This is a genomic window from Bradyrhizobium sp. 2TAF36 (assembly GCF_052114925.1).
In the GTDB taxonomy this organism is placed as follows: domain Bacteria; phylum Pseudomonadota; class Alphaproteobacteria; order Rhizobiales; family Xanthobacteraceae; genus Bradyrhizobium; species Bradyrhizobium barranii.
The window spans coordinates 41,239-60,663 of record NZ_JBFRFR010000006.1 but is presented as its reverse complement, the minus strand read 5'-3'; the positions used below and the strand labels follow the sequence as shown (position 1 = coordinate 60,663).

Below are 19,425 nucleotides of genomic sequence, written 5' to 3'. Positions count from 1 at the left end.
TGATCTTAGCGGACCGGAAAGTGCGTCTCAAGGCAGCGGCAGAGCCCGATTTCGTCCTTTATCGTGCCTTTTCGTACGGTTTTCCCGCAGACCTGCACTACGTTGACAACCGGAGAGCCGCTGCCCTGAGCCCGCGGTAACCGAATAACGCGATACCGAGAAAGCTGCACCGCGCTCACAGGGCGCACAGTGTGTCCAGTGCCAGACGGTGGTCTCTTTCTTCTCGCGAGATTGCAAATGCGGAAGAGATTTTCGATAGCTATCACAGCGGGAAGGGCGCGTTGCGGCGGAGTCGACCGTCATTCGCGCGCGCGCCGGGGCAGCCGTTACTTCATTGTGTCGATACTGTGCGCGGCCTGCATCGTTCAGTTCGCAACCAATCCAGCGCGGGCTCAATGCACGGCTCGCGATGTCTTGCAAAACCAGCTGAAGCTCAAGACGCGCCCCGCCGAAGTGTCCCAGCAACTCATTCAGTCCGGCCGCGATGTGGCGACATGGAAGACCATTACCATTGGTACCTTCGCTGATCCGCTTGGACTGCGCAATAAGCTGGACGGCATGGGCTGCGGTATCGGGGGGCAGGCCGCTGAAATACTTGCTCGACCGACATTCATCCTTGGCTCTCGCAAGACAGACGTGGAGCTTGTCCTCGTATCGCCAGCCCAGCTTGGATTCACGTCCGATACTGTGACCTTGGCTGATGTTTACGCGCGTGCTCGACAGCTCGGCTTCGAACTCGCGGCAGCCGAAGTCGGCCCGCAATTGCGCATCCAATATCTTGACCAGCCTATCGGCGAATTTCTCATCATCGGAATGGAGCCAATCAAGACGTGGAGTGGCGAGCCGATTGTTCTGAATGTAGCAAATGGCGGCGCCGGATTGATCCTCATCGGCCAGGACGGCAGAGCCGCCTCCGAAATACACGTGACATCTCGGTTCATCTTCGCGCGCTCGCATCAATCCGCACCCGGCACTGGACCGATCGATCAGGCAGCGGCGTTTCTGCCACCATGAAGAGGAACCAGCAGCGAGGCCACCATGCTTCATCGTGTCTCCATCGCAGCGGCATTGATCGCCGGAGCGATCGTCGGAGGTGAAGTCGCCAACACGGCCGCCCTCAATTCGGGGTACCGAGTGGTTGCCGGCAGCGAGCAGCCATCGGTCGATGTCGAACTCGTTCTTGCTGTTGATGTCTCCTATTCAATGGATCCTGGCGAGCTTTTGCTTCAGCGCGAGGGTTACGCGGAGGCCATCGTTTCCAACGAATTTCTCCAGGCGATCAAGGCCGGGCGGAACCGAAGGTTGGCCCTGGTCTATGTGGAATGGTCTGGACCGAGCGATCAGAAAATCATCGTGCCGTGGAGATTGATCGACAGCCGCGAATCTGCAGCTGCGGTGGCGGCGGAAATCGCGAAAGCGCCGGTTCGCATGGGCTCACGCACCTCGATCTCTGGCGCGATAAATTTCGCATTGCCGCTGTTCGATGCGGATCCGTATCGTGGACTGCGGCGTGTGATCGACGTTTCCGGCGATGGCGTGAACAACGACGGAAGCCCAGTTACCATCGCACGTGATGCGGCGCTGGCAAGGGGCATTACCATCAACGGATTGCCGATCATGCTCGAAGGAAGACTTTCGTCGCAAATGGACATCGACGACCTCGATCTCTATTACGAGGATTGTGTGATTGGCGGGGCCGGCTCATTTATGGTGACGATCAGAAGCCGTGACGGGTTCAAGGAGGCGATCCGAACAAAGCTCGTGCTCGAGGTTGCCGGCGGCGTGCCCCGGGACCGGATCGTTTCGGTGACCGAAAGGGAGCCGCGAATATCCTGCCTCATTGGTGAGGCAATATGGGCGAAACGAAGCCGGTGGTGAGCGCTTCGGTACCTTTTGGAAGGCGCACAGTTCGATCCGCGTTGAACGAGCGTAGTACGTCTGCTCACGGCCCTCAGCCGACATAATTGGCGTTATGGCTGACTTCTGCTTTACCGGAGATGTCCGACTTCATCATCAAATGCGGAAACTGCTTCCGTCGGCCGGAAAGGCAAGGATCGTGGATGCTGTCCCCCCCCCACTCATCAGCAGGCGAGCTTGCCTAACACCCTCGCGGGCTGTGCACGAACGAAAAGAGCACGTATCCGGTGTGGTCGTCGCGCTGGGGGTAGCGAAGCTCGCTCCGTGCTGTTGTATTGGCGCGGCAGCTTCGGGCCTGGTGACCCGGAACGGACCTCGTCAAGCGAACGCGGCCGTTGCAGACGATCTGCACAGCGCGTACCGTCGCCGATGCCGATACAAGGAGCCCCAATGACTGATCGAGACAAGATTCTGATTGCCCTTGGCGAAAAGCCTCTGAAGGTTTTCGAAATCATGAAGCGCGTGAACATAAAGCATGAGGACGATTGCCAATCGCTCTTGTTGAAGATGCGTGACGACGGCGCCGTGAAGTTCGATATTCACAAGGGATATTGGCACGCTGTCTGACAATTTTCGATTGATCACCAGCGGCTGGTAGAGTTGCTTGCAAGTTTCCTTAGCGAAGAGAAGACTAGCCGCGTTCAACGACACTCTGAGTCAATGTGGCGCCAGTTTCGACTGAGGCATGGCGCGTGGAACATCACCGACGTCGTCAAGATCGGGCGCCTGGCCGTAGCCCATGCGTTTCATCTGTTCGTGGACCTGTGCCATTTCGGTCTCGCTGAGGCGCGGAGGTTCGCCGATCGCCAGCGCGTGGACATACATCTTCGCCAGGGTCTCCACCTCCACGGCAAGCCAAAGCGCCTTTTCAAATGTCTGCGCCGTTATGATCAAGCCATGATGGCCGAGCAAGCAGGCATTTCGTCCTTCGAGCGCATCGACGGCATAATCCGACAGCGCTTGTGTGCCGAAGCAGGCATAAGGCGAACAACGGATATCGTTGCCACCGGCTACCGCGACCATGTAGTGGAAGCAGGGAATGCCACGCTCGTGCACGGCGAGAATGGTGCTGAAGGTGGAATGCGTATGAAGCACGACGTTTATGTCGGCCCGCGCTCGCAGAATATCGCGATGAAAACGCCATTCTGAAGAAGGGCGATGGTTGCCCTGGTAATTCGCGGCAAAATCCATCGCGACAATGTCTTCTGACCGCATGCGCTCGTAGGGCAAGCTTGTCGGTGTGATTAGCATGCCGTTTGGAATCCGGTGCGAAAGATTGCCGGAAGTCCCTTGGTTGAGACCGTTTCGGTTCATCTCCTTGCAGGTATCGACGATGCCCTGGCGGAGATCGGCATGATTGCGGTCTGTCATGATGGGTGCTCCGAAAAAGAAATCCAGGATTGATAGGCGGCGGAAAGGGTGCGTTTGCACTCATCCTCGCCGAGCGGCGTGACAGCTTCAAGCACCACGCTCGAAACCGGAATCGTACGCGAAAATCTCCGCCACAGCAGCGCCGCGCCGAGCGCCGTTCCATCCCGAGATTGGCTCACGGAGACGCTCTGCGATGGCCGCAACGCGGCCAGAGCGCGCGCGAAGGGCAGGTTGGCGGCGAAGCCACCGTCGATGACGATGTGTTTCGAGCTGCCAAGCGCATCTAGACAGCGGTTTGCGCTGAATGCGGCGTAGAGGACTGCCAACCCCTGCCATTCGGCTGGCGTCTCGGGCCGCGGTCCGATAATGCGTCCGCGGTGAGCTGCACCGGGGAACAGTCCATCATCCCCAACGAAGGAGGGGAGTGCCAGGGTTCCAAGGGCCAGTAGACTCGGCAATGCGGTGAGGACGGCTGCATCAGAAGCGTCGTGGTCTCTGCTGATCAAGTCGTATTCGCGGCCTGTCGCGATCAGCGTGGAGGGTACGTTCTCACCGTCGACATCGATATTGAGCACCATGCCGCGTGTGGCGTCGAGCTTGTCTAGCGCGAGGCCGCGCTGAAAGCCGATCATCCAGGTGCCTGTTGATAGGATCGAGGTATCGGCCATGCCGGCGGCCTTGTAGCGGAACAGGTTGGCGTTGGAATCATGCACGCCGCAGAGGATTTCGGTCGAGCGCGCCAGGCCGGTACGCTTGGCTACGGCCTCCGAAATCCTCCCTAGCACCGCACCGGCGGATGCCCGCTCCGGCAGAAGACGGTCCCAGCCGCGCTTGCGCATCAGGGAGGAAGGCTGATGGTGGAAAAGGTCCCAGATATGGCTCTGAGCCGCGAGCTGTGAAATTTCACTTGCAGCACACCCGCCGAGCCGCAAGGCGAAATACTGCGCAGTCGTAAGATAGGTTTTCGCGCGGGCGAATGCGGTGGGATATGCGCTTTCCTGCCAGAGCAATTGCTTGCCGAGCCGCATCGCGCCGCTGATACCGCAAAACACTTCATCATAGGCAGGCGCAATCCGGGCGTAGGTCTGGTCGATCTCAGGCGGCGAGACCGCATCATAGTCCATCATCGGCAGCACTGGCTCGTCACCTTCGACAAGAACGGCGCCACACCCATGCGCGGTCGCGATCACCGCGCCGATGGTGTGGCGTTGCGTCACCACGGCCAAAGTGTCGAGGAACCACTCTTCCAGCCCGGCAAGATCATAGGCGAGGTATGGTCCTGCCGTGGTCGGCACATTCGGGATCGAAAGTGCTTCGAGCGGCCAGCCGTCCTCACTCGCGACCAGCAGTTTCAGATTCGTCTTGCCAATGTCGAGAACCGCGATCCGGGGAGAGGCTTCCGATCTTGTCATCGTTGTCTACCGGGGCGCTTTGCCGCCCAGATGGGGAACCGCAGCAACGGCAATCAGGATGCCCCCCCAGATCGCCAGAGTGAGGAACTGGCTGAGATTGAGAAGGTTGAACGCCGAGGAGATCACCTGAAGGATTATCAGCGCAAGCAGCAATCCGCCGACCTTGCCAAAGCCGCCAAATGGATCGACGCCACCGAGCACTGCTGCAAGAATGGTGACGAGCAGATAGCTCTCGCCATATGCCGCGTTGGCTGAATTGAAACGTGCCAGCATGACGACCGCTGCGACACCGGCGAGCAGGCTCGAGAGGACATATAGCTTGAGCAGGACGGCGCGGGTATCGACGCCGGAGTAGCGGGTTGCCTTCTCGTTCGAGCCGATCATGTAAACCCTTGCCCCGAAGGGCGTTGCGTTTAGCATGAGCGCGACCGGCAACGCACAGAGCGCCAGCACGATCAGGGCAAAAGGCACCCCGAGAACCGTTCCATTGCCGATGAAAACAATGGGCTCCGGAAATCCGGAGATGACATTGCCGCGCGTCAGGCCGATCGCGAGTCCCTTGCAGAGTGTCATGGTGCCGAGGGTTGCGAGGATCGGCGAAACGCCGAGATAGGCGATGACAAATCCGTTGACAAGGCCGACCAGTGCCGCGACGGCAAACCCTGCCGCAATCGCCAGCACCTGTACGCCGACCCAGGCAATGCCCTGAGTGCCCGGAATGTAGTGCGTCAGCAGGAAGGCAATGGTCAGTCCAGAGAGATTAGCGGTGGCGATGATGGAAAGGTTGAGGCCTCCAGATAACAAGGCCAGCATCATCGCAAGCGAAAGGATGCCGAGCTCCGGCATCTGGAAGGCCATCGATTGCAGCGTGTTGACGGAGAAAAACCGGTCGCCGATGGTAATGGCGAACACCAACCAGAGCGCGACCAACAACAGCATCAGGGTTGCGATCGTCCCGCTGCCGGCAAAACGGATCAGGCGTCCGCGAAGGGCGAGGGTGGACTCATTTCTCATGCCGCGCGCTCCGGGTCCGCCGTTCTCGCTGCGACCAGGCTGTTGCCGAGACCGAGATCAGAATGACCAACCCGACAAAAAATGGCGACCAGTAGGACGAAACGCCAAGCAAAATGATTCCATTCTGCAGGATGGCGAGCAGTGCCAACCCCAGAAACGTGCCGAGAACGGTGCCGACGCCGCCCATCAGGCTGGCGCCGCCGAGCACGACGGCCGCAACCACATCGAGCTCCTTGCCCACCAGCACCGTCGGAGCGACGGACTGTGCAAGCTGCGCCTGGACCAGTGAGGCGATACCGGCCATGACCCCCATGTAGCAATAGACCAGCATGTTGAGGCCGAAGACATGGAAGCCGAGTCGCTGCGCGGCATCGGTATTGCCCCCCATGGCGTAGATTTGACGACCGATATTGCTACGATTGAGCAGGAGCCAGGTGAAGAGAAATGAGAACCCGAGCGCGAGGATCTGCAGGTTGACGCCGTAGGACGTATCTTTGCCCCAATCGAACTCGAACCAGAATATCCCGGTCGCGAACCAGTCGGGTAACGAATAGATATATTTACCGCCCGTGAAGAAAATCAGCAGCCCATAGAAAATGTTCAACGTTGCGACGGACACGATGATTGATGGTATCCGAAGCTTCTGGATGAAGATCGCGTTGAGGGCGCCGAGCGCACCGCCAATGCCGATCGCGATCGCAAAAACGCAGATCCAGTTCGCGCCGTATGCGTTCGCCACCGTAAGCGTGACATATTGCGCCACCGATGCCGTCGCCGTGAAGGAGATGTCGATTCCGCCGGCGATCAGCACCACGAGCAGCCCGAGGGCGAGGATGCCTACGAATGCGTAGGAGGTCAGCAGGTCGAACAGATTCTGCATGGTCAGGAACTGGCCGTTCGCCGCGCCCAGGCTGACGCAGAGCACGAGGATCACGATCAACAGCCAGAACTCATGGCTGCGCCGAAACCTGCCAAATGAAGCAAACCGCGATTCAGGCATTGACTGCCTGCCGAAGCGCATCTTCGGAGGTGTCTGCGGCCATCACGTCAGCGGTCAAACGCCCTTCGCGCATCACCAGCACGCGATGGCTGTGATAAAGTACCTCGGGGATTTCGTCCGATATCATCAGCACTGCGACGCCCTCGCGGGCCAGCCGCCGGATGATCTCATAAATCCCATCCTTAGCGCGGATGTCGACACCGACCGTCGGGCTATCAAGGATAAGCACTCGTGGGTTGGTCGCCATCCATTTGGCGAGCACGATCCGCTGCTGATTACCGCCGGAGAGCGTCTTGACCGGGTTGTTGGGATCAGAGACCTTGATTCCGAGTTCGGCGACCCACCGCGCAACATGGCTTTGCCGCGCGCGTGCGGCAATCAGGCCGAACGCGCCGGCAAGACGTTCCAAAACAGTCAGCGTGACGTTCGACGTGATCGACTGGTCAAGGATGAGGCCAAGTGTAAGCCTGTCCTCAGATACGTAGGCGATGCCTCGACGGATCGCGTCTGCATTCGTGTTCAGCGCGATGCGGTGGCCGTCAAGCGCCATGGTGCCTCGATCGGGCGGGTTCATGCCGAACAGCGACAGTGCGAGCTCGGTTCGGCCCGATCCAAGCAATCCGGTAAGGCCCACGACTTCTCCGGCGCGTAACTGCAAGCTCACATCGTCGTAGTCACCATCGCGGCCAAGGCCCTGGACTTCGAGAACAACCGCACCCACGGCAAGGTCGGGCACCTGTTTCTGATACTCGAAAGCCTTCCCGGTCATCAGGTGACTGAGTTTGCTGCCGTCGATGGTCGCTGCGGCAAAGGTGCCTACCTTGGCGCCGTCCCGCAGCACCGTCACGCGTTCGGCAATCTCAAGCACCTCGTCGAGGCGATGGCTCACGAATACGACGCAGATACCGCTTCTTTTTAGGTCGCTGACGAGCTTGATCAAGGTGTTGACCTCGTGGCGGGTCAGCGACGCCGTCGGCTCATCCATGATGAGAAGTTTGGCATCCGCCGCCAAGGCCCGGCAGATCGCGACCAGCTGGCGTCCGGCAATGCTGAGTTCGGAGACTTTTGTTTCTGGATCGACCTGAATGCCGACCTTCGCCATTGTGGCCATGGCGATGGCCCGCATAGAGGACCAGTTCACCGTGTGGACGCCGCCAAGATGGTGAGCCATGGCGATGTTCTCGACGACGGTGAGGTTGGAGAATAGCGATAGATCCTGATAGATGACCTGAATGCCGCAATGGGTGGAGTAGACCGGGCTTAGTTTTGGGTACTCCTTGCCGGAAATGACGATCCGGCCTCCTGGTTCCGGCGCCTCGACGCCGGAAATGATCTTGATCAGCGTGGACTTGCCGGATCCGTTTTCGCCGACAAGGCAATGCACCTCTCCGATCTCCAGCGTCAGATCGACGTCGCGAAGCGCATGCACGCCGCCGAAACGTTTTGATATGCCGGACATCTCAAGGAAAGTCGTCAAGGCTTCGTCCTGTAATGGGACCGCTCGTCAAGCGATCGCCTCGACGAGGATCGCATTCCCGGCCGGAAAGCCGGGAATGCAGCGCGACGAGGCGGCTGGGACCGGTGTAGTTCTAGAGTCCTCCGGCGATCAGTCCGTCGATGGTTTCTTTGTTGATCCGCATGATCTTGTCGACCTTGATCTGCTTGCCGGCCACATCGACCGCAGCCTTGCCGAGGCCGGGAACATCGACGCCATCCGTGATTGGCTTGCCATCAAGCACGAGCTTGGCAACTGCAACCATGGCGTAACCTGCATCGGTGGGATTCCAAAGGAAACCTTCGCGGATGGTATCATCCGCGATGAGCGATTTCGCCTGGCTCGGCAGCACCGTGCCGACCACGGCGATCTTCTTGCCAAGGCGTTGCTGACGCACCGCATTGCCGGCCCCGATCGGCCCATTCGAGCCGAAGCCGAGAATGCCGCGCAGGTTCGGATAGGCCTTGATCACGTCAAGCGTCGTGCGCTGGCTGGTATCGATCTCGTCGGCGCCGGGGAAACGGTCGGCGACGAGCTTCATTTTCGGGAAATTCTTCTGCTGATAGGCAATCGCGGCGTCGGCCCATTTGTTGTGAAGCGGCGTCGTCAACGTCCCGACATAAACCACGTAATCGCCTTCGCCGCCCATGTCCTTGGCGAGACGCTCCATCTGCACTTCACCGAAGCGAACGGAATCGATCAATTCGACATTCCAGTCACGGCCTTCTTGTTCGGGGCCCTCATGGGTGATGACTTTGATGCCGGCCGCCTGGGCGCGCTTGAGCACCGGCTCGCACACTTTGACGTCCAGCGGCACCAAGCCGATCACGTTGACCTTTTTGGCGATCAGGTCATCGAGCAGCTTTACCTGTTGTGCCGGATCGACGTTCGCCGGTCCAACCATGGTGGCATTGATGCTGAAGTCCTTGGCGCCCTTCTGGATTCCCTTTTCAAGAGCGTTGAACCACGGAATGCCGGCGATCTTCACGACCGTGACCATTTCCTTTTGAGCCTGCGCAAAAGCAAACCCCGGAAAACCGGTACCGGCGATCGCCGCCGCACCACCAAGCATTTTGATTGTCTGGCGTCTGTCCATTGTTCCCTCCCAGGAAGCTATTTTTAGCCTCCGCTCCTTTACCCGGCACTCGCCTGGCGGAGCAGTTGGCCTTATTCTTGATTGGCGGCGAAAATTTCGCCTCCAGCCTCAGGACTTGCCTGGGGATTAGAGACCAACGCTACGAGAGGTGTCAAGCAAGCGACATGTCAGCTAGCCCCGCCTGTGGCGATGTCCGGGCATGGCCGATTTTGTTGCAAAAGTCGGCTGTAACCGACGGATGTCTTTCGGCCATTCGGTAAGGCCGACCGGCTTTGATCCGCCGACCCTAACGCGCGAGGCGCCTCAGATTTTGAGCGATTGCAGCAAGAACAAACTCGTCCTGGGCGCCCCGTGGGCCACGAAGCCGAAGCCGACCAAGCCTCAGGATGCGCTTCAAATGCGCAAACCGCATCTCGATCTTCTTGCGCTGACGTCGCGACGTCTCGAATCCCTCGGTGCCAGCGAACGACCGGGCGACGTCCCGGGCGTGCTCATGTATGTTGCGCAGGATCTTGCGCGATGGTTCTTTTGGACAGCACTGCGGTTTAAGCGGGCATGCGTCGCAGTCGAGCTTGCTCGCACGATACAAAAGCGTTTTGCCCCCGTGCACGGTGCCGCTCGTCCCGAGCCGCTTTCCGGCCGGGGCAGTGGTAGACGTCGCTGGTCGGATCATATCGAAAGTCGCTGCGCGAGAAGGTACCGTCATCTCGCTTCGACTTGTCGAACACGGGGATATGTGGTGCGATGCCCTTCGCCTCGACCAGCCAGTTCAGCATCGGAGCAGCCCCGAAAGCGGTATCCCCGGCAAGCCGCTCCGGCTTGAGACCAAAGCGCTCCTCTGTTCATTCGATCATTATCCTCGCCGCTCCGACCTCGGCCTGGCGAATTCCCATCCGTCCGGCTCGCCACGAGCCTTTGCGGGCACACTTCAGGAAATCAGGCAGATGGTCTAGTGAACTGATGTCGCTGCGCCGTTTTCGAAATAATTTCGCTTGGCCGACAGCATCTGGCAGGAAGTCTGCGTCTATCGCGCGGACTTAATCGGCATGTCAAAGATCTCGCCACTCATGAGGAGAGCGATCTCGGCGGCGGGCAGCGGCTTCTGACATTCGGACAACGGATTGAGCCAGAAATTAGAGTCAGGCAACATTTCGAACAGATTGCGCGCAGCGGCGCCAAGGCACACCTCAGGCTGCTTTATATAGTCGTAGATGCGCTTCTTTGAGGTGAAGGTGGGGTGCCATTTCATGTTCTGGAAGTCGACCGTTGCAACGTTGATCTCCTCCTGAAATTTGAGCGAGCGACGGCGTCCAGGTTTCATCGGCGCTTCCGGCGTCAGAATGTAGATCTCCGTCGCGAGCAACGCGCGATAGAATGCTGGAACGATGCTGGCGTCCCTTGCGGCAGCCTGCATCAGGGCTTCGAGACCGTTTTCCGGTTCAAACATGGCGACACTCCCAATTGAACCCGACGAGGGGTTGGACTTCAGCGCCTCCAGTTACAGCCGGATCGCGCTGTCGCCGCAGAGCCTTCGCCACGATTGTGCTAATCCTTGTTGCCGCGCAGGGCACGATAGATCGTATTGCGCGACACGCCCAGGCGGCGCGCGGTCTTGCTGATGTTGTTGCCCGTTTCCGCATACGCGGTCAGCACATGCGAGCGCTGAATCTCATGCAGATTGGCCTTGAGCCCACCACCCACCGCCTTGCCGGTCAGGCGCTCGCCGCCTGAATGTGCAAGTACGGACTCGACCGATGTCTCGTCGATCAGATCTCCCGGCTCGGCAAGCGACAATCGGGAAAGCACGTTGCGCAGTTCGCGGATGTTTCCATCCCAATCGAGTTCGGCCAAACGATCAATCGCCCCTGCGGTCAAATCCATCAAGGGATCGATCTTGTGGATCAAATAGCGCGCGATCTCGGCGAAATCGGAACGCTCGCGCAAAGGCGGTAACGTCACCTCCAGCGTGTTGAGACGAAACAGCAAATCGGATCGGAACCGGCCCTTCGCAATCGAGTCGTCGAGATTGGCATTGGTGGCAGACACCAGGAGAACGTCGACCTGACGTTTGGTGCCACCGACCGGCCGGACAGTCCAATCGTCCAGAAAGCGCAGCAGCACGGCCTGCAACGTCACCGGCATGTCGCCGATCTCGTCGAGGAAGAGCGTTCCGCCGTCCGCTTCCTTGAACAGTCCCGCCGCGCCGCCCTTTTTTGCTCCCGTGAAAGCGCCTTCGGCATAGCCGAACAGCTCCGCCTCGATCAGACTGTCAGGGAGCGCTGCGCAATTCACCGGGACGAAAGCGCCGGCCCGTCCACTGGCGGTATGAGCATGGCGGGCGAGTTGCTCCTTGCCGGTGCCGGTTTCGCCTCGGATCAGGATCGGCATCTTGCGGACCGCCGCGACTCCCACCCGTTGGACAACGGAAGCGATCGCCGGATCGGCGGAGACGAACTGGGTGGGAACGTCCTTGGGCGTCGACGGCCGAGGCCGCGAGATGGCTTGCATCATCGAGGACTGGCGCGCGTTCTCGATTGTTGCGACGAACTGGCTACCGACCTCGTCCTCGAGGCGCTGGCGTTCCTTGCGCCGGCCTTCATCGACAAAGGCGTTGAATTTCGTACGAAAGACGTCGGCGAAGCGACGACCCGGCAAGGCTGGCAGGCCATGCAGCAGGACGCTTGCGGCCCTGTTGGCTGCAAGGATCCTGCCCTCGTTGTCGACGGCCAGCAGGCCCGCGCTCAACGTATGGAGATATTCGCCGCGGCTATGGAAAGCGATCAGGATGTTTCCGCGGTGATGTTCGCGGAACAGACCATTCTCGATCTGGGTTGCCGCCATCGCGACGAGCGCCTGGGTATGCGCCTGCCTCGACATGCAATCCGATGACGCATCCAGTATTCCGGCCAGTTCGCCATCGGGCGCGAAGATTGGCGCCGCGATGCAAGTAAGATTGTGGTAGCGCGAGAAAAAGTGCTCGCCCCCGTGAACGACGATGGCCCGCTTGAGATACGCGGCGGTGCCGAGGCCGTTGGTGCCGCAAATGGCTTCAGTCCAGATAGTGCCGGGCCGAATGCTCGCTGCGTTCGAGGCATCACTGAAGCTCGAGTCCGAGATGATGTCGAGCAGCAGGCCGTTGGCATTTGCAAAGGCGATCATGAAATTGGAGCCGGCAATCTGCTGATGCAGCGTGTGCATCTCCGCGAGCGCCAGGCCGCGAATCAGTGAGCAGCGCTGCTGCTCCTGGCGCAAAACGGCGGTGCTCACGAACTCGGGCGAAGGAGGGCGCAATGTATCGAGACCAAGCGAAATGCAGCGCATCCAGCTGTCGTAGATATCGGCCGATAGCAGCTCTGCCGGCGGCGCGCCGCGCTGATCGAGCGTCATCCAAGCATTATCCATGCGTCGGCTGGCGGTCAGCATCATAGCTCCTCCGGGAGTCGCTGCTTGGCGATTTCCTCTTGGTCGTAGCCCGGTTCGGGTCGTTCTCGCGTGTGACGCGGTTCTCACGATCATAGATCAAACAATCAAAAATCCAAATTTCTGCTCACCCGCTGTTGCTGCCGTCGAACTGTTCCGTCTCGGAACAGTCGCGCGCAAAGTCTGCTCCGAGGCGGATCGGCGCGAGCACTCCCGAGATCGCAAGAACAATAGAAAGATCAGGCCGTTGTGCGCTTGGCACAGCCCTTGCTCAACCTTTCAGCAAGCTGGCGATCGCGTCAGATCGACAGAATAATAATTTTGCCGGGGAGGCGTTTAATGAAAGCGGCGGTGCTTCATGAGTTCGACGAGAAGCTGACGGCGAAGGAGTTCGTCAAGTTCGATGACGTAACTGACCCGAAGATCTCGCGCCCGATGGACGTGATCGTGCGCATCGGTGGTGCCGGCGTCTGTCGCACCGATCTGCACATCGTTGAGGGCATCTGGCGCAGCAAGGTCGACGTCAAGCTTCCATACATCATGGGCCACGAGAACGCCGGCTGGGTCGAAGCGATCGGCCCGGGTGTCGAAGGGATCAAGGTTGGCGACAGCGTAATTTGTCATCCGCTGGTGACCAGCGGGCATTGTCTCGCGTGCCGGCGCGGCGACGACATGCATGCGCTGGACAGCTCGTTTCCCGGCATCAATGCCAATGGCGGCTATGCGCAGTATCTGCTGACGGGGCAGCGCTCCCTGATCAAGCTGCCGAAGTCGCTCGCACCGAAGGATGTTGCTCCCTACACCGATGCCGGGCTGACGGCTTATCGCGCCGCGAAGAAGGCATCCCGTCATCTGTTACCCGGCGAACATGTCGTGGTGATCGGCGCCGGTGGGCTGGGCCATATCGGCGTCCAGGTTCTCGCAGCGCTCTGCGCGGCAGAAATCATCGTGGTCGATCGCGCCGAACAGTCTCTCGAACTCGCCAAGAAGTGCGGTGCACATCATGTCGTGAAGGCAGACGGCAACGAAGTCGAGGCGGTGCTGGCGCTGACCGACGGGCGCGGCGCGGAGGCCGTGATCGATTTTGTTGGCGAGGGTGACGCTATCGCCAAGGGCCTGTCGATGACAGCGAACGCCGGCTACTACTACATCGTCGGGTATGGTGGGAAGATCGATATCCCGACCATCGACATGATCACATCGGAAAAGACCATCGTCGGCAACCTGGTCGGCACATACGCCGAGCTGGTGGAGCTGATGGCGCTCGCGGATCGCGGCCTCGTCGAACTCCACACCAAGGAATACAGGCTGAGCCAGGCCAATGACGCGCTTCACGATCTGCATCATGGCCGCATTCATGGCCGCGCGGTCCTGATCCCTTAGGGCATGTGCCGCGACATGCAAAGCCTCGGTCCAGATCATCGAACGAGAGTGGTGCGAGTGACAAAGGACAGCCGATGCCGGCCACCGATCACCGCCGAGGAAGCCGCTGAATTGCAGCGCGCCCGCGATCGGATGATTGCCCGGGACAGGCTGATCGACGAGATGGTCGATAACAACGAGATGCAAATCAAGAATGAGTACGCGCGCGGCGGAGCCGAAATCGAACTCGCGTGCGCCGTGCGTAGCGCGGCGCGCGCCGACGCCGGAAGCGACGCGCATGCTGAACTGGAGCGAGCGGTCGCGCGCCTGGAGATGCTCCGGGAGGAGCATCGACGCCTGGTGGCCGAGCGTGAATGGCTCGACACGTCCCTGCTGGAGATCGACAACGGTCCTTCGTCCGGCGACCACCACCGTTGGGGGCACGCATGATGAGCAGGAGCAACGCAACCATGATTGCATCAAAGCAACAGGCACAAATGCCGTCTCCGCAACCGGACATGAGCGAGGAAGCCGGGTCGAAAGACGCCTTCTTCATTCAGCTGGCGGAGAGCGGAGGCCATGATCGCCGCGCACGGCAGGGATTTCGCTACTGGTGCGCTGGTCCTCTCGGCGAAATTCGTTGCCGAAGGCAAACCTCTCATCAAACGAGCCAACGGAGGTGACGAGACCGTCAGCGCCGAGAAACCGGGCTGACGTGAAGCGACGAGTCAGCAGATCAATCAATCGATTTAACGGACTCAAAGTGTGTTTTGCGGCGGAGAATTTCAACAAAGCGATCCAGGGGTTTGACCCGGAACCGAAGCGAAAATGCTGAAGATAACGCAACGTTCAAAGGAGCTGGAAATGTCTGCAAGTCTGACACTGAACAAGATCACCGCGCAGAAGGGGATCAGCATCGCTGAAGCGGCCAACCGCGTCGCGGACCTTGGTTGGACGCCAAGCTACGTGCAGGAGGCGATGACTTTCCCGACCGACTACAAGATCTCGAAGACACCGCGCGACCCGATGAAGCAGGTCCTGCGGTCATATTTCCCGATGCAGGAAGAGAAAGACAACCGCGTCTATGGCGCGCTGGATGCGGCGTTGCGCGGCGACATGTTCCGCAATGTCGAGCCGCGATGGGTCGAGTGGATGAAGCTGTTCCTGGCGATCATCCCGTTCCCGGAGATCTCGGCGGCGCGTTCGATGGCGATGGTCGGGCGGTTGGCGCCCGGCGAGGAATTGCGCACCGGCTTCACCATGCAGATGGTCGACGAGTTCCGGCACTCGACGATCCAGATGAACCTCAAGAAGTGGTACATGGAGAATTACATCGATCCAGCCGGGTTCGATATCACGGAAGCCGCGTTCGGCAAATGCTATGCGACCACGATCGGCCGCCAGTTCGCCGAGGGCTTCCTGACCGGTGACGCAATCACCGCGGCCAACGTCTATCTGACGGTCGTCGCGGAAACCGCCTTCACCAATACCCTGTTCGTGGCGATGCCGTCGGAGGCGGCGCGCAATGGCGACTATGCATTGCCGACCGTGTTCCTGTCGGTCCAGTCGGACGAATCCCGTCATATCGGCAACGGTCACTCGATGCTGATGGCGATGATCAACGATCCGTCGAACCACCAGTTGCTGGAGCGCGATCTGAAATACGCCTTCTGGCAGAATCACGCGATTGTCGATGCCGCGATCGGGACGTTCATCGAGTACGGCACGACCAACCGCGACAAGAACAAGGAGTCCTACGCCGAGCTCTGGCATCGCTGGATCTACGAAGACTATTACCGGACCTACATGTTGCCGCTCGAGAAGTACGGCATCAAGATCCATCACGATGACGTCGCCGCCGCCTGGGATCGGATCGTCAAGAAGAACTATGTCCACAAGACCGCGCAGTTCTTCACGGTCGGATGGTCGGTGAACTTCTGGCGTATCGAGGCCCAGACCGAGCGTGATTTCGAGTGGTTCGAGCACAAATATCCGGGTTGGTACGCCGAATTCGGCGATTTCTGGAAATGGCACGCCAAGCTCAGCGTGCCCGGCGAGACCAACATCCTCTTCAACAGCGAGGTGGGCTATTCATACCCGCATCGTTGCTGGAGCTGTATGGTCCCTTGCCTGATCCGCGAGGACTTCGTCTGCGACGAGGTCGACGGCAAGATCTACACTTACTGCTCCGAAGGTTGCCGTTGGACCCACAAGGTGGCGTTCGCCGCGGAATACGAGGGCCGCGCGACGCCGGCAATGGGCCGCTTCAGTGGTCGCCGTGAATGGGAGGACTGCTATCACGGCTGGGACGTCGCCGACGCGATCAAGGATCTCGGTTTTGTCCGGCCCGACGGCAAGACCATGATCGCGCAACCCCATCTGCGCTTCGACTCCAAGGACATGTGGACGCTCGATCACGTGCGCGGACACACGCTTGGCAGTCCGTTGCGTGGCTTCAGAGCGCTTTCGCCGATCGAGCGCGAGGTGGCGACGGCCGAATACCGAAAGGGCTTCAAGATCAATCCCTGCCACTAAAGAGATGATGAGGGGGAGGGGCCGCTTTCGGCGGCCCCTCTTGCCGGGACCGGCAACGGTTTGCCGATCGTTCTGTACAACTGCCACGACGACAGGGCCGGGATAATGACGGACGTGCGGGTTCACAAGGTTCGTTTCGAACCAGTGGGTATCGAGATGGAAGTGGAAGAGGGCGAGACCGTCCTCGATGCCGCATTTCGTCAGGGCATATCGCTGATGCATGGCTGCAAGGAAGGTCAGTGCGGCAGCTGCAAATCAAAGCTGATCGAGGGGGACATCGAGCTTCTGAAATACTCGACCTTCGCTCTGCCGGATTACGAGAGCGAGACCGGCCACGTCCTGCTGTGCCGGACGCATGTCTACAGCGACATCGGTGTTGAATTACTCAACTATGACGAAGACCTGCTCAGCCGTTCGATCGCGGTGAAGGCATTTTCCGGCCACGTGGCAGGGATTAGCGCGCTGACGTCAGACATCAGATTGCTGGAGATCGAGATCGAGAGGCCGATGAAGTTCTGGGCCGGCCAGTACGTCGATCTGACGCTTCAGGATGGCACCATCACCCGCGCCTTTTCGATGGCGAACCCGCCCGGAGAGGGCACTAATCTCCGCTTCATCATCAAGAAATATCCGAACGGGGCATTCTCGTCCCAGCTCGATGGGAAATTGGCCGTCGGCGACGCCGTGATCGCCAAGGGGCCGTATGGCACCTGCTTCCGGCGGGAAGAACGTCCGGGGCCGATGCTGCTGATCGGCGGCGGCTCGGGCATGTCGCCGCTGTGGTCGATCCTGGCCGATCACATCGGGAGCGGCGAGCAGAGACCGGTCCGGTTTTTCTACGGAGCGCGTACCCGCGCCGACTTGTTCTACCTCGACGAGCTCGCGGCCATCGCGGCGCGGCTGAACGATTTCAAATTCGTGCCGGCACTGTCGCATGTGGAGACGGGTGACGGTTGGGACGGCGAGACCGGACTGATCCACGAGGTCGTGCTGCGCCATCTACGCGAGGAGAAGCTGAGCGGCGCCATCGACGCCTACGCGTGCGGGCCGACGCCGATGATCGACGCCGTATTGCCCGTGCTGCAAATGAACGGCGTCGAGCCGGACCACATCTTTTTCGACAAGTTTACGCCGGCGGTGCGATGACGGCGTTCAAGGTTCGTCGCAGAACAGAATGGCAGAAAGGGAGTAAGCAATGAGCGCGCAAACGAGCAGAGCAGCAGCGACCAAGCCTGCGGCAATCGTCAAATCCGGAGCCGCGGGGGCAGCGGTTTTCCCGGGCTCCGACAGCCGCAAGTACAACTACTTCGAACCGAAGGGGCGCAAGGCGACCCATTACGAAGACATGACGGTCGATGTTCAACCCGATCCCGAGCGATATCTGCTGCAGGACTGGATCATCTCGTTCCCTGACGGAACGCCGACCTATTCTAAGGACTGGACGGCGGCAAAAAGCTCGAACTGGCACAAATTCCGTGCTGTCGACCAGGAGTGGGAGCGTACCCATTACCAGCGTCAGTCGACGATCTGCGGCATGGTGCAGAACACCATCGAGAATGGCCGGAAATCGGGCGCGCCGACCCGCTTCGATCCCGCCTGGGTGAAGATATTGCAGAACCATCTCGGAGCCTACAAGCATGCCGAGTTCGGTCTCGGCACCTCGACGATGCAGGCGCAACGTTACGGCTACACGCAGATGGTCAACAATGCGATCTTGACCAACTCGTCCTACAAGCTTCGCTTCGCGCAGGACATCACTCTTTATCTGAGCGAAATCGGCCTCGACCTTCCAGGCTTCGACATTGCCGCCGGCAAGAAGCACTGGCTGGAAGATCCGATCTGGCAAGGCGTGCGCAAGTCGGTCGAATCAGTGATGGGTTCAAACGACTATCTCGAGCAATATTTTGCGACCAATGCGGTGTTCGAGCCGCTGGTCGGCGAACTCTTCCGCTCAGGCTTCCTGATGCAGGCGGCGTCTGCGCAGAACGACTTCATCACTCCGGCTGTCGTCTCCGCTGCGGAGGCCGACTATGAGCGCAATCTCGCCAACACCGTCGAGCTGTTCCACATCCTCGGCACTGATCCGACCTTCGGGGCGCAGAACCTTGCGTTGTTCAACAAATGGTTGGCCAATCATGCCGATCTCGCGCTCGATGCCGCCAATCATTTGCAGCCCATCTGGTCGCAGCCTCGGGTCAAGGTCGCGGCTTTCGCCGATGCCATGGCACGCGCGAAGAATCGTATCAGGGGTATCGCCACCGAGCTTGGCCTGACGGTTCCGGCCGGACTGGCGTCGTAATCGGCATCGCTTCACGCCCTCACACTCAATCCTTCTGGAGACCGACATGCTGCACGAGAATGACAACATCTTCAAATCGATGAAAGACATCACGTTCGAGGACACGGTGTCGCATCAATGCGGAGTGACAATGAACGATAGCGTCGAGGCGCGCGCTATCGCCGAAGTCATGAGCCGTCATGAACACATCAAGGTGACCTACATGCCGGCGATGATCCGTATCGATGGCGACGGCAAGATGGAATTCAAGATGGATGAGATTTCCGAGGAGTTGGGCCGCGTCATGACCCCGCATCTCTTCGAGATTTCAACCTCGACGCATTACGGCCGCATGGTCATGACGGATGACAACACCGTCATGCTGTTCGGCGACATGAACGAGATGATGAAATACATCGTTTAATGATCGCCAGCGAACCAGCCTGGCCGGCACCAGAGCCGGCCGGGCTCCTTTCGACGACATCAATCGCGCCTCACAACAACACGCAATATCCAGCGGAGCGG

Annotated in this window: 18 protein-coding genes and 1 pseudogene; 9 read left to right on the top strand and 10 right to left on the bottom strand. The window is 59.6% G+C overall.

Annotated elements, in window-relative coordinates; all coding sequences use genetic code 11:
• Nucleotides 1-27: 27 nt before the first annotated feature.
• Nucleotides 28-1,047: a hypothetical protein gene (locus AB4Z51_RS04635; RefSeq protein ID WP_441497104.1), complete on the bottom strand. Its 1,020-nt coding sequence runs from the start codon at nucleotides 1,045-1,047 to the stop codon at nucleotides 28-30.
• Here AB4Z51_RS04635 and AB4Z51_RS04630 point away from each other — a divergent pair.
• Together AB4Z51_RS04630 and AB4Z51_RS04625 are read left to right on the top strand one after the other, a co-directional pair.
• A complete protein-coding gene (locus AB4Z51_RS04630) occupies nucleotides 1,039-1,878 on the top strand; it encodes a DUF1194 domain-containing protein (protein ID WP_135215643.1) in 840 nt (279 codons plus the stop codon). The two genes, AB4Z51_RS04635 and AB4Z51_RS04630, sit on opposite strands and share 9 nt — an antisense overlap.
• Before the next feature lie 429 nt (nucleotides 1,879-2,307).
• A complete protein-coding gene (locus AB4Z51_RS04625; protein ID WP_167768162.1) occupies nucleotides 2,308-2,484 on the top strand; it encodes a hypothetical protein in 177 nt (58 codons plus the stop codon).
• A gap of 90 nt (nucleotides 2,485-2,574) precedes the next feature.
• Here AB4Z51_RS04625 and AB4Z51_RS04620 read toward each other — a convergent pair whose 3' ends face one another.
• The 9 genes and pseudogenes from AB4Z51_RS04620 to AB4Z51_RS04580 form a co-directional block, all read right to left on the bottom strand.
• Complete coding sequence (locus tag AB4Z51_RS04620) at nucleotides 2,575-3,288, bottom strand: class II aldolase/adducin family protein (protein WP_063981226.1); 714 nt, start codon at nucleotides 3,286-3,288, stop codon at nucleotides 2,575-2,577.
• Nucleotides 3,285-4,700 (bottom strand): FGGY-family carbohydrate kinase, encoded by a 1,416-nt coding sequence (locus AB4Z51_RS04615; protein WP_135215642.1) that lies wholly within the window; start codon nucleotides 4,698-4,700, stop codon nucleotides 3,285-3,287. The genes AB4Z51_RS04620 and AB4Z51_RS04615 overlap by 4 nt, the downstream gene beginning before the upstream one ends.
• Before the next feature lie 6 nt (nucleotides 4,701-4,706).
• Nucleotides 4,707-5,714, bottom strand: a complete 1,008-nt coding sequence (locus AB4Z51_RS04610; protein WP_063981228.1) for an ABC transporter permease — start codon at nucleotides 5,712-5,714, stop codon at nucleotides 4,707-4,709.
• Nucleotides 5,704-6,714, bottom strand: coding sequence for an ABC transporter permease (locus AB4Z51_RS04605; protein ID WP_135215677.1), 1,011 nt, complete (start codon nucleotides 6,712-6,714; stop codon nucleotides 5,704-5,706). The genes AB4Z51_RS04610 and AB4Z51_RS04605 overlap by 11 nt, the downstream gene beginning before the upstream one ends.
• On the bottom strand, nucleotides 6,707-8,191 hold the full coding sequence (locus AB4Z51_RS04600) for a sugar ABC transporter ATP-binding protein (RefSeq protein WP_135215641.1): 1,485 nt from the start codon (nucleotides 8,189-8,191) through the stop codon (nucleotides 6,707-6,709). The genes AB4Z51_RS04605 and AB4Z51_RS04600 overlap by 8 nt, the downstream gene beginning before the upstream one ends.
• A gap of 112 nt (nucleotides 8,192-8,303) precedes the next feature.
• Complete coding sequence (locus AB4Z51_RS04595) at nucleotides 8,304-9,305, bottom strand: autoinducer 2 ABC transporter substrate-binding protein (RefSeq protein WP_028150067.1); 1,002 nt, start codon at nucleotides 9,303-9,305, stop codon at nucleotides 8,304-8,306.
• Nucleotides 9,306-9,591: 286 nt separating this feature from the next.
• Nucleotides 9,592-10,192: pseudogene (locus AB4Z51_RS04590) on the bottom strand (transposase); the annotation flags it as partial.
• Between the two features lie 137 nt (nucleotides 10,193-10,329).
• Nucleotides 10,330-10,752 carry an SseB family protein gene (locus AB4Z51_RS04585; protein ID WP_135215640.1) on the bottom strand — a complete coding sequence of 141 codons (423 nt, stop codon included), beginning with the start codon at nucleotides 10,750-10,752 and terminating at the stop codon, nucleotides 10,330-10,332.
• A 98-nt stretch (nucleotides 10,753-10,850) separates the two neighbouring features.
• Nucleotides 10,851-12,728: a sigma-54-dependent Fis family transcriptional regulator gene (locus tag AB4Z51_RS04580; protein ID WP_135215676.1), complete on the bottom strand. Its 1,878-nt coding sequence runs from the start codon at nucleotides 12,726-12,728 to the stop codon at nucleotides 10,851-10,853.
• 336 nt (nucleotides 12,729-13,064) lie between these two features.
• On the opposite strand from AB4Z51_RS04580, the gene AB4Z51_RS04575 reads away from it, so the two are divergent.
• From AB4Z51_RS04575 to AB4Z51_RS04545, 7 genes are all read left to right on the top strand, one after another.
• Nucleotides 13,065-14,108, top strand: coding sequence for an NAD(P)-dependent alcohol dehydrogenase (locus AB4Z51_RS04575; protein ID WP_135215639.1), 1,044 nt, complete (start codon nucleotides 13,065-13,067; stop codon nucleotides 14,106-14,108).
• 57 nt (nucleotides 14,109-14,165) lie between these two features.
• Complete coding sequence (locus AB4Z51_RS04570) at nucleotides 14,166-14,537, top strand: hypothetical protein (protein WP_244623268.1); 372 nt, start codon at nucleotides 14,166-14,168, stop codon at nucleotides 14,535-14,537.
• Between the two features lie 129 nt (nucleotides 14,538-14,666).
• The gene (locus AB4Z51_RS04565) at nucleotides 14,667-14,801 is read left to right on the top strand and encodes a hypothetical protein (RefSeq protein ID WP_441497103.1); all 135 of its coding nucleotides are present in this window, start codon (nucleotides 14,667-14,669) and stop codon (nucleotides 14,799-14,801) included.
• Between the two features lie 150 nt (nucleotides 14,802-14,951).
• Nucleotides 14,952-16,622: an aromatic/alkene/methane monooxygenase hydroxylase/oxygenase subunit alpha gene (locus AB4Z51_RS04560; RefSeq protein ID WP_028156528.1), complete on the top strand. Its 1,671-nt coding sequence runs from the start codon at nucleotides 14,952-14,954 to the stop codon at nucleotides 16,620-16,622.
• Between the two features lie 105 nt (nucleotides 16,623-16,727).
• Complete coding sequence (locus AB4Z51_RS04555) at nucleotides 16,728-17,768, top strand: 2Fe-2S iron-sulfur cluster-binding protein (protein WP_135215637.1); 1,041 nt, start codon at nucleotides 16,728-16,730, stop codon at nucleotides 17,766-17,768.
• 49 nt (nucleotides 17,769-17,817) lie between these two features.
• The gene (locus tag AB4Z51_RS04550) at nucleotides 17,818-18,921 is read left to right on the top strand and encodes an aromatic/alkene monooxygenase hydroxylase subunit beta (RefSeq protein ID WP_135215636.1); all 1,104 of its coding nucleotides are present in this window, start codon (nucleotides 17,818-17,820) and stop codon (nucleotides 18,919-18,921) included.
• A gap of 46 nt (nucleotides 18,922-18,967) precedes the next feature.
• Nucleotides 18,968-19,324, top strand: coding sequence for an MmoB/DmpM family protein (locus AB4Z51_RS04545; protein WP_028150059.1), 357 nt, complete (start codon nucleotides 18,968-18,970; stop codon nucleotides 19,322-19,324).
• Nucleotides 19,325-19,425: the final 101 nt, after the last annotated feature.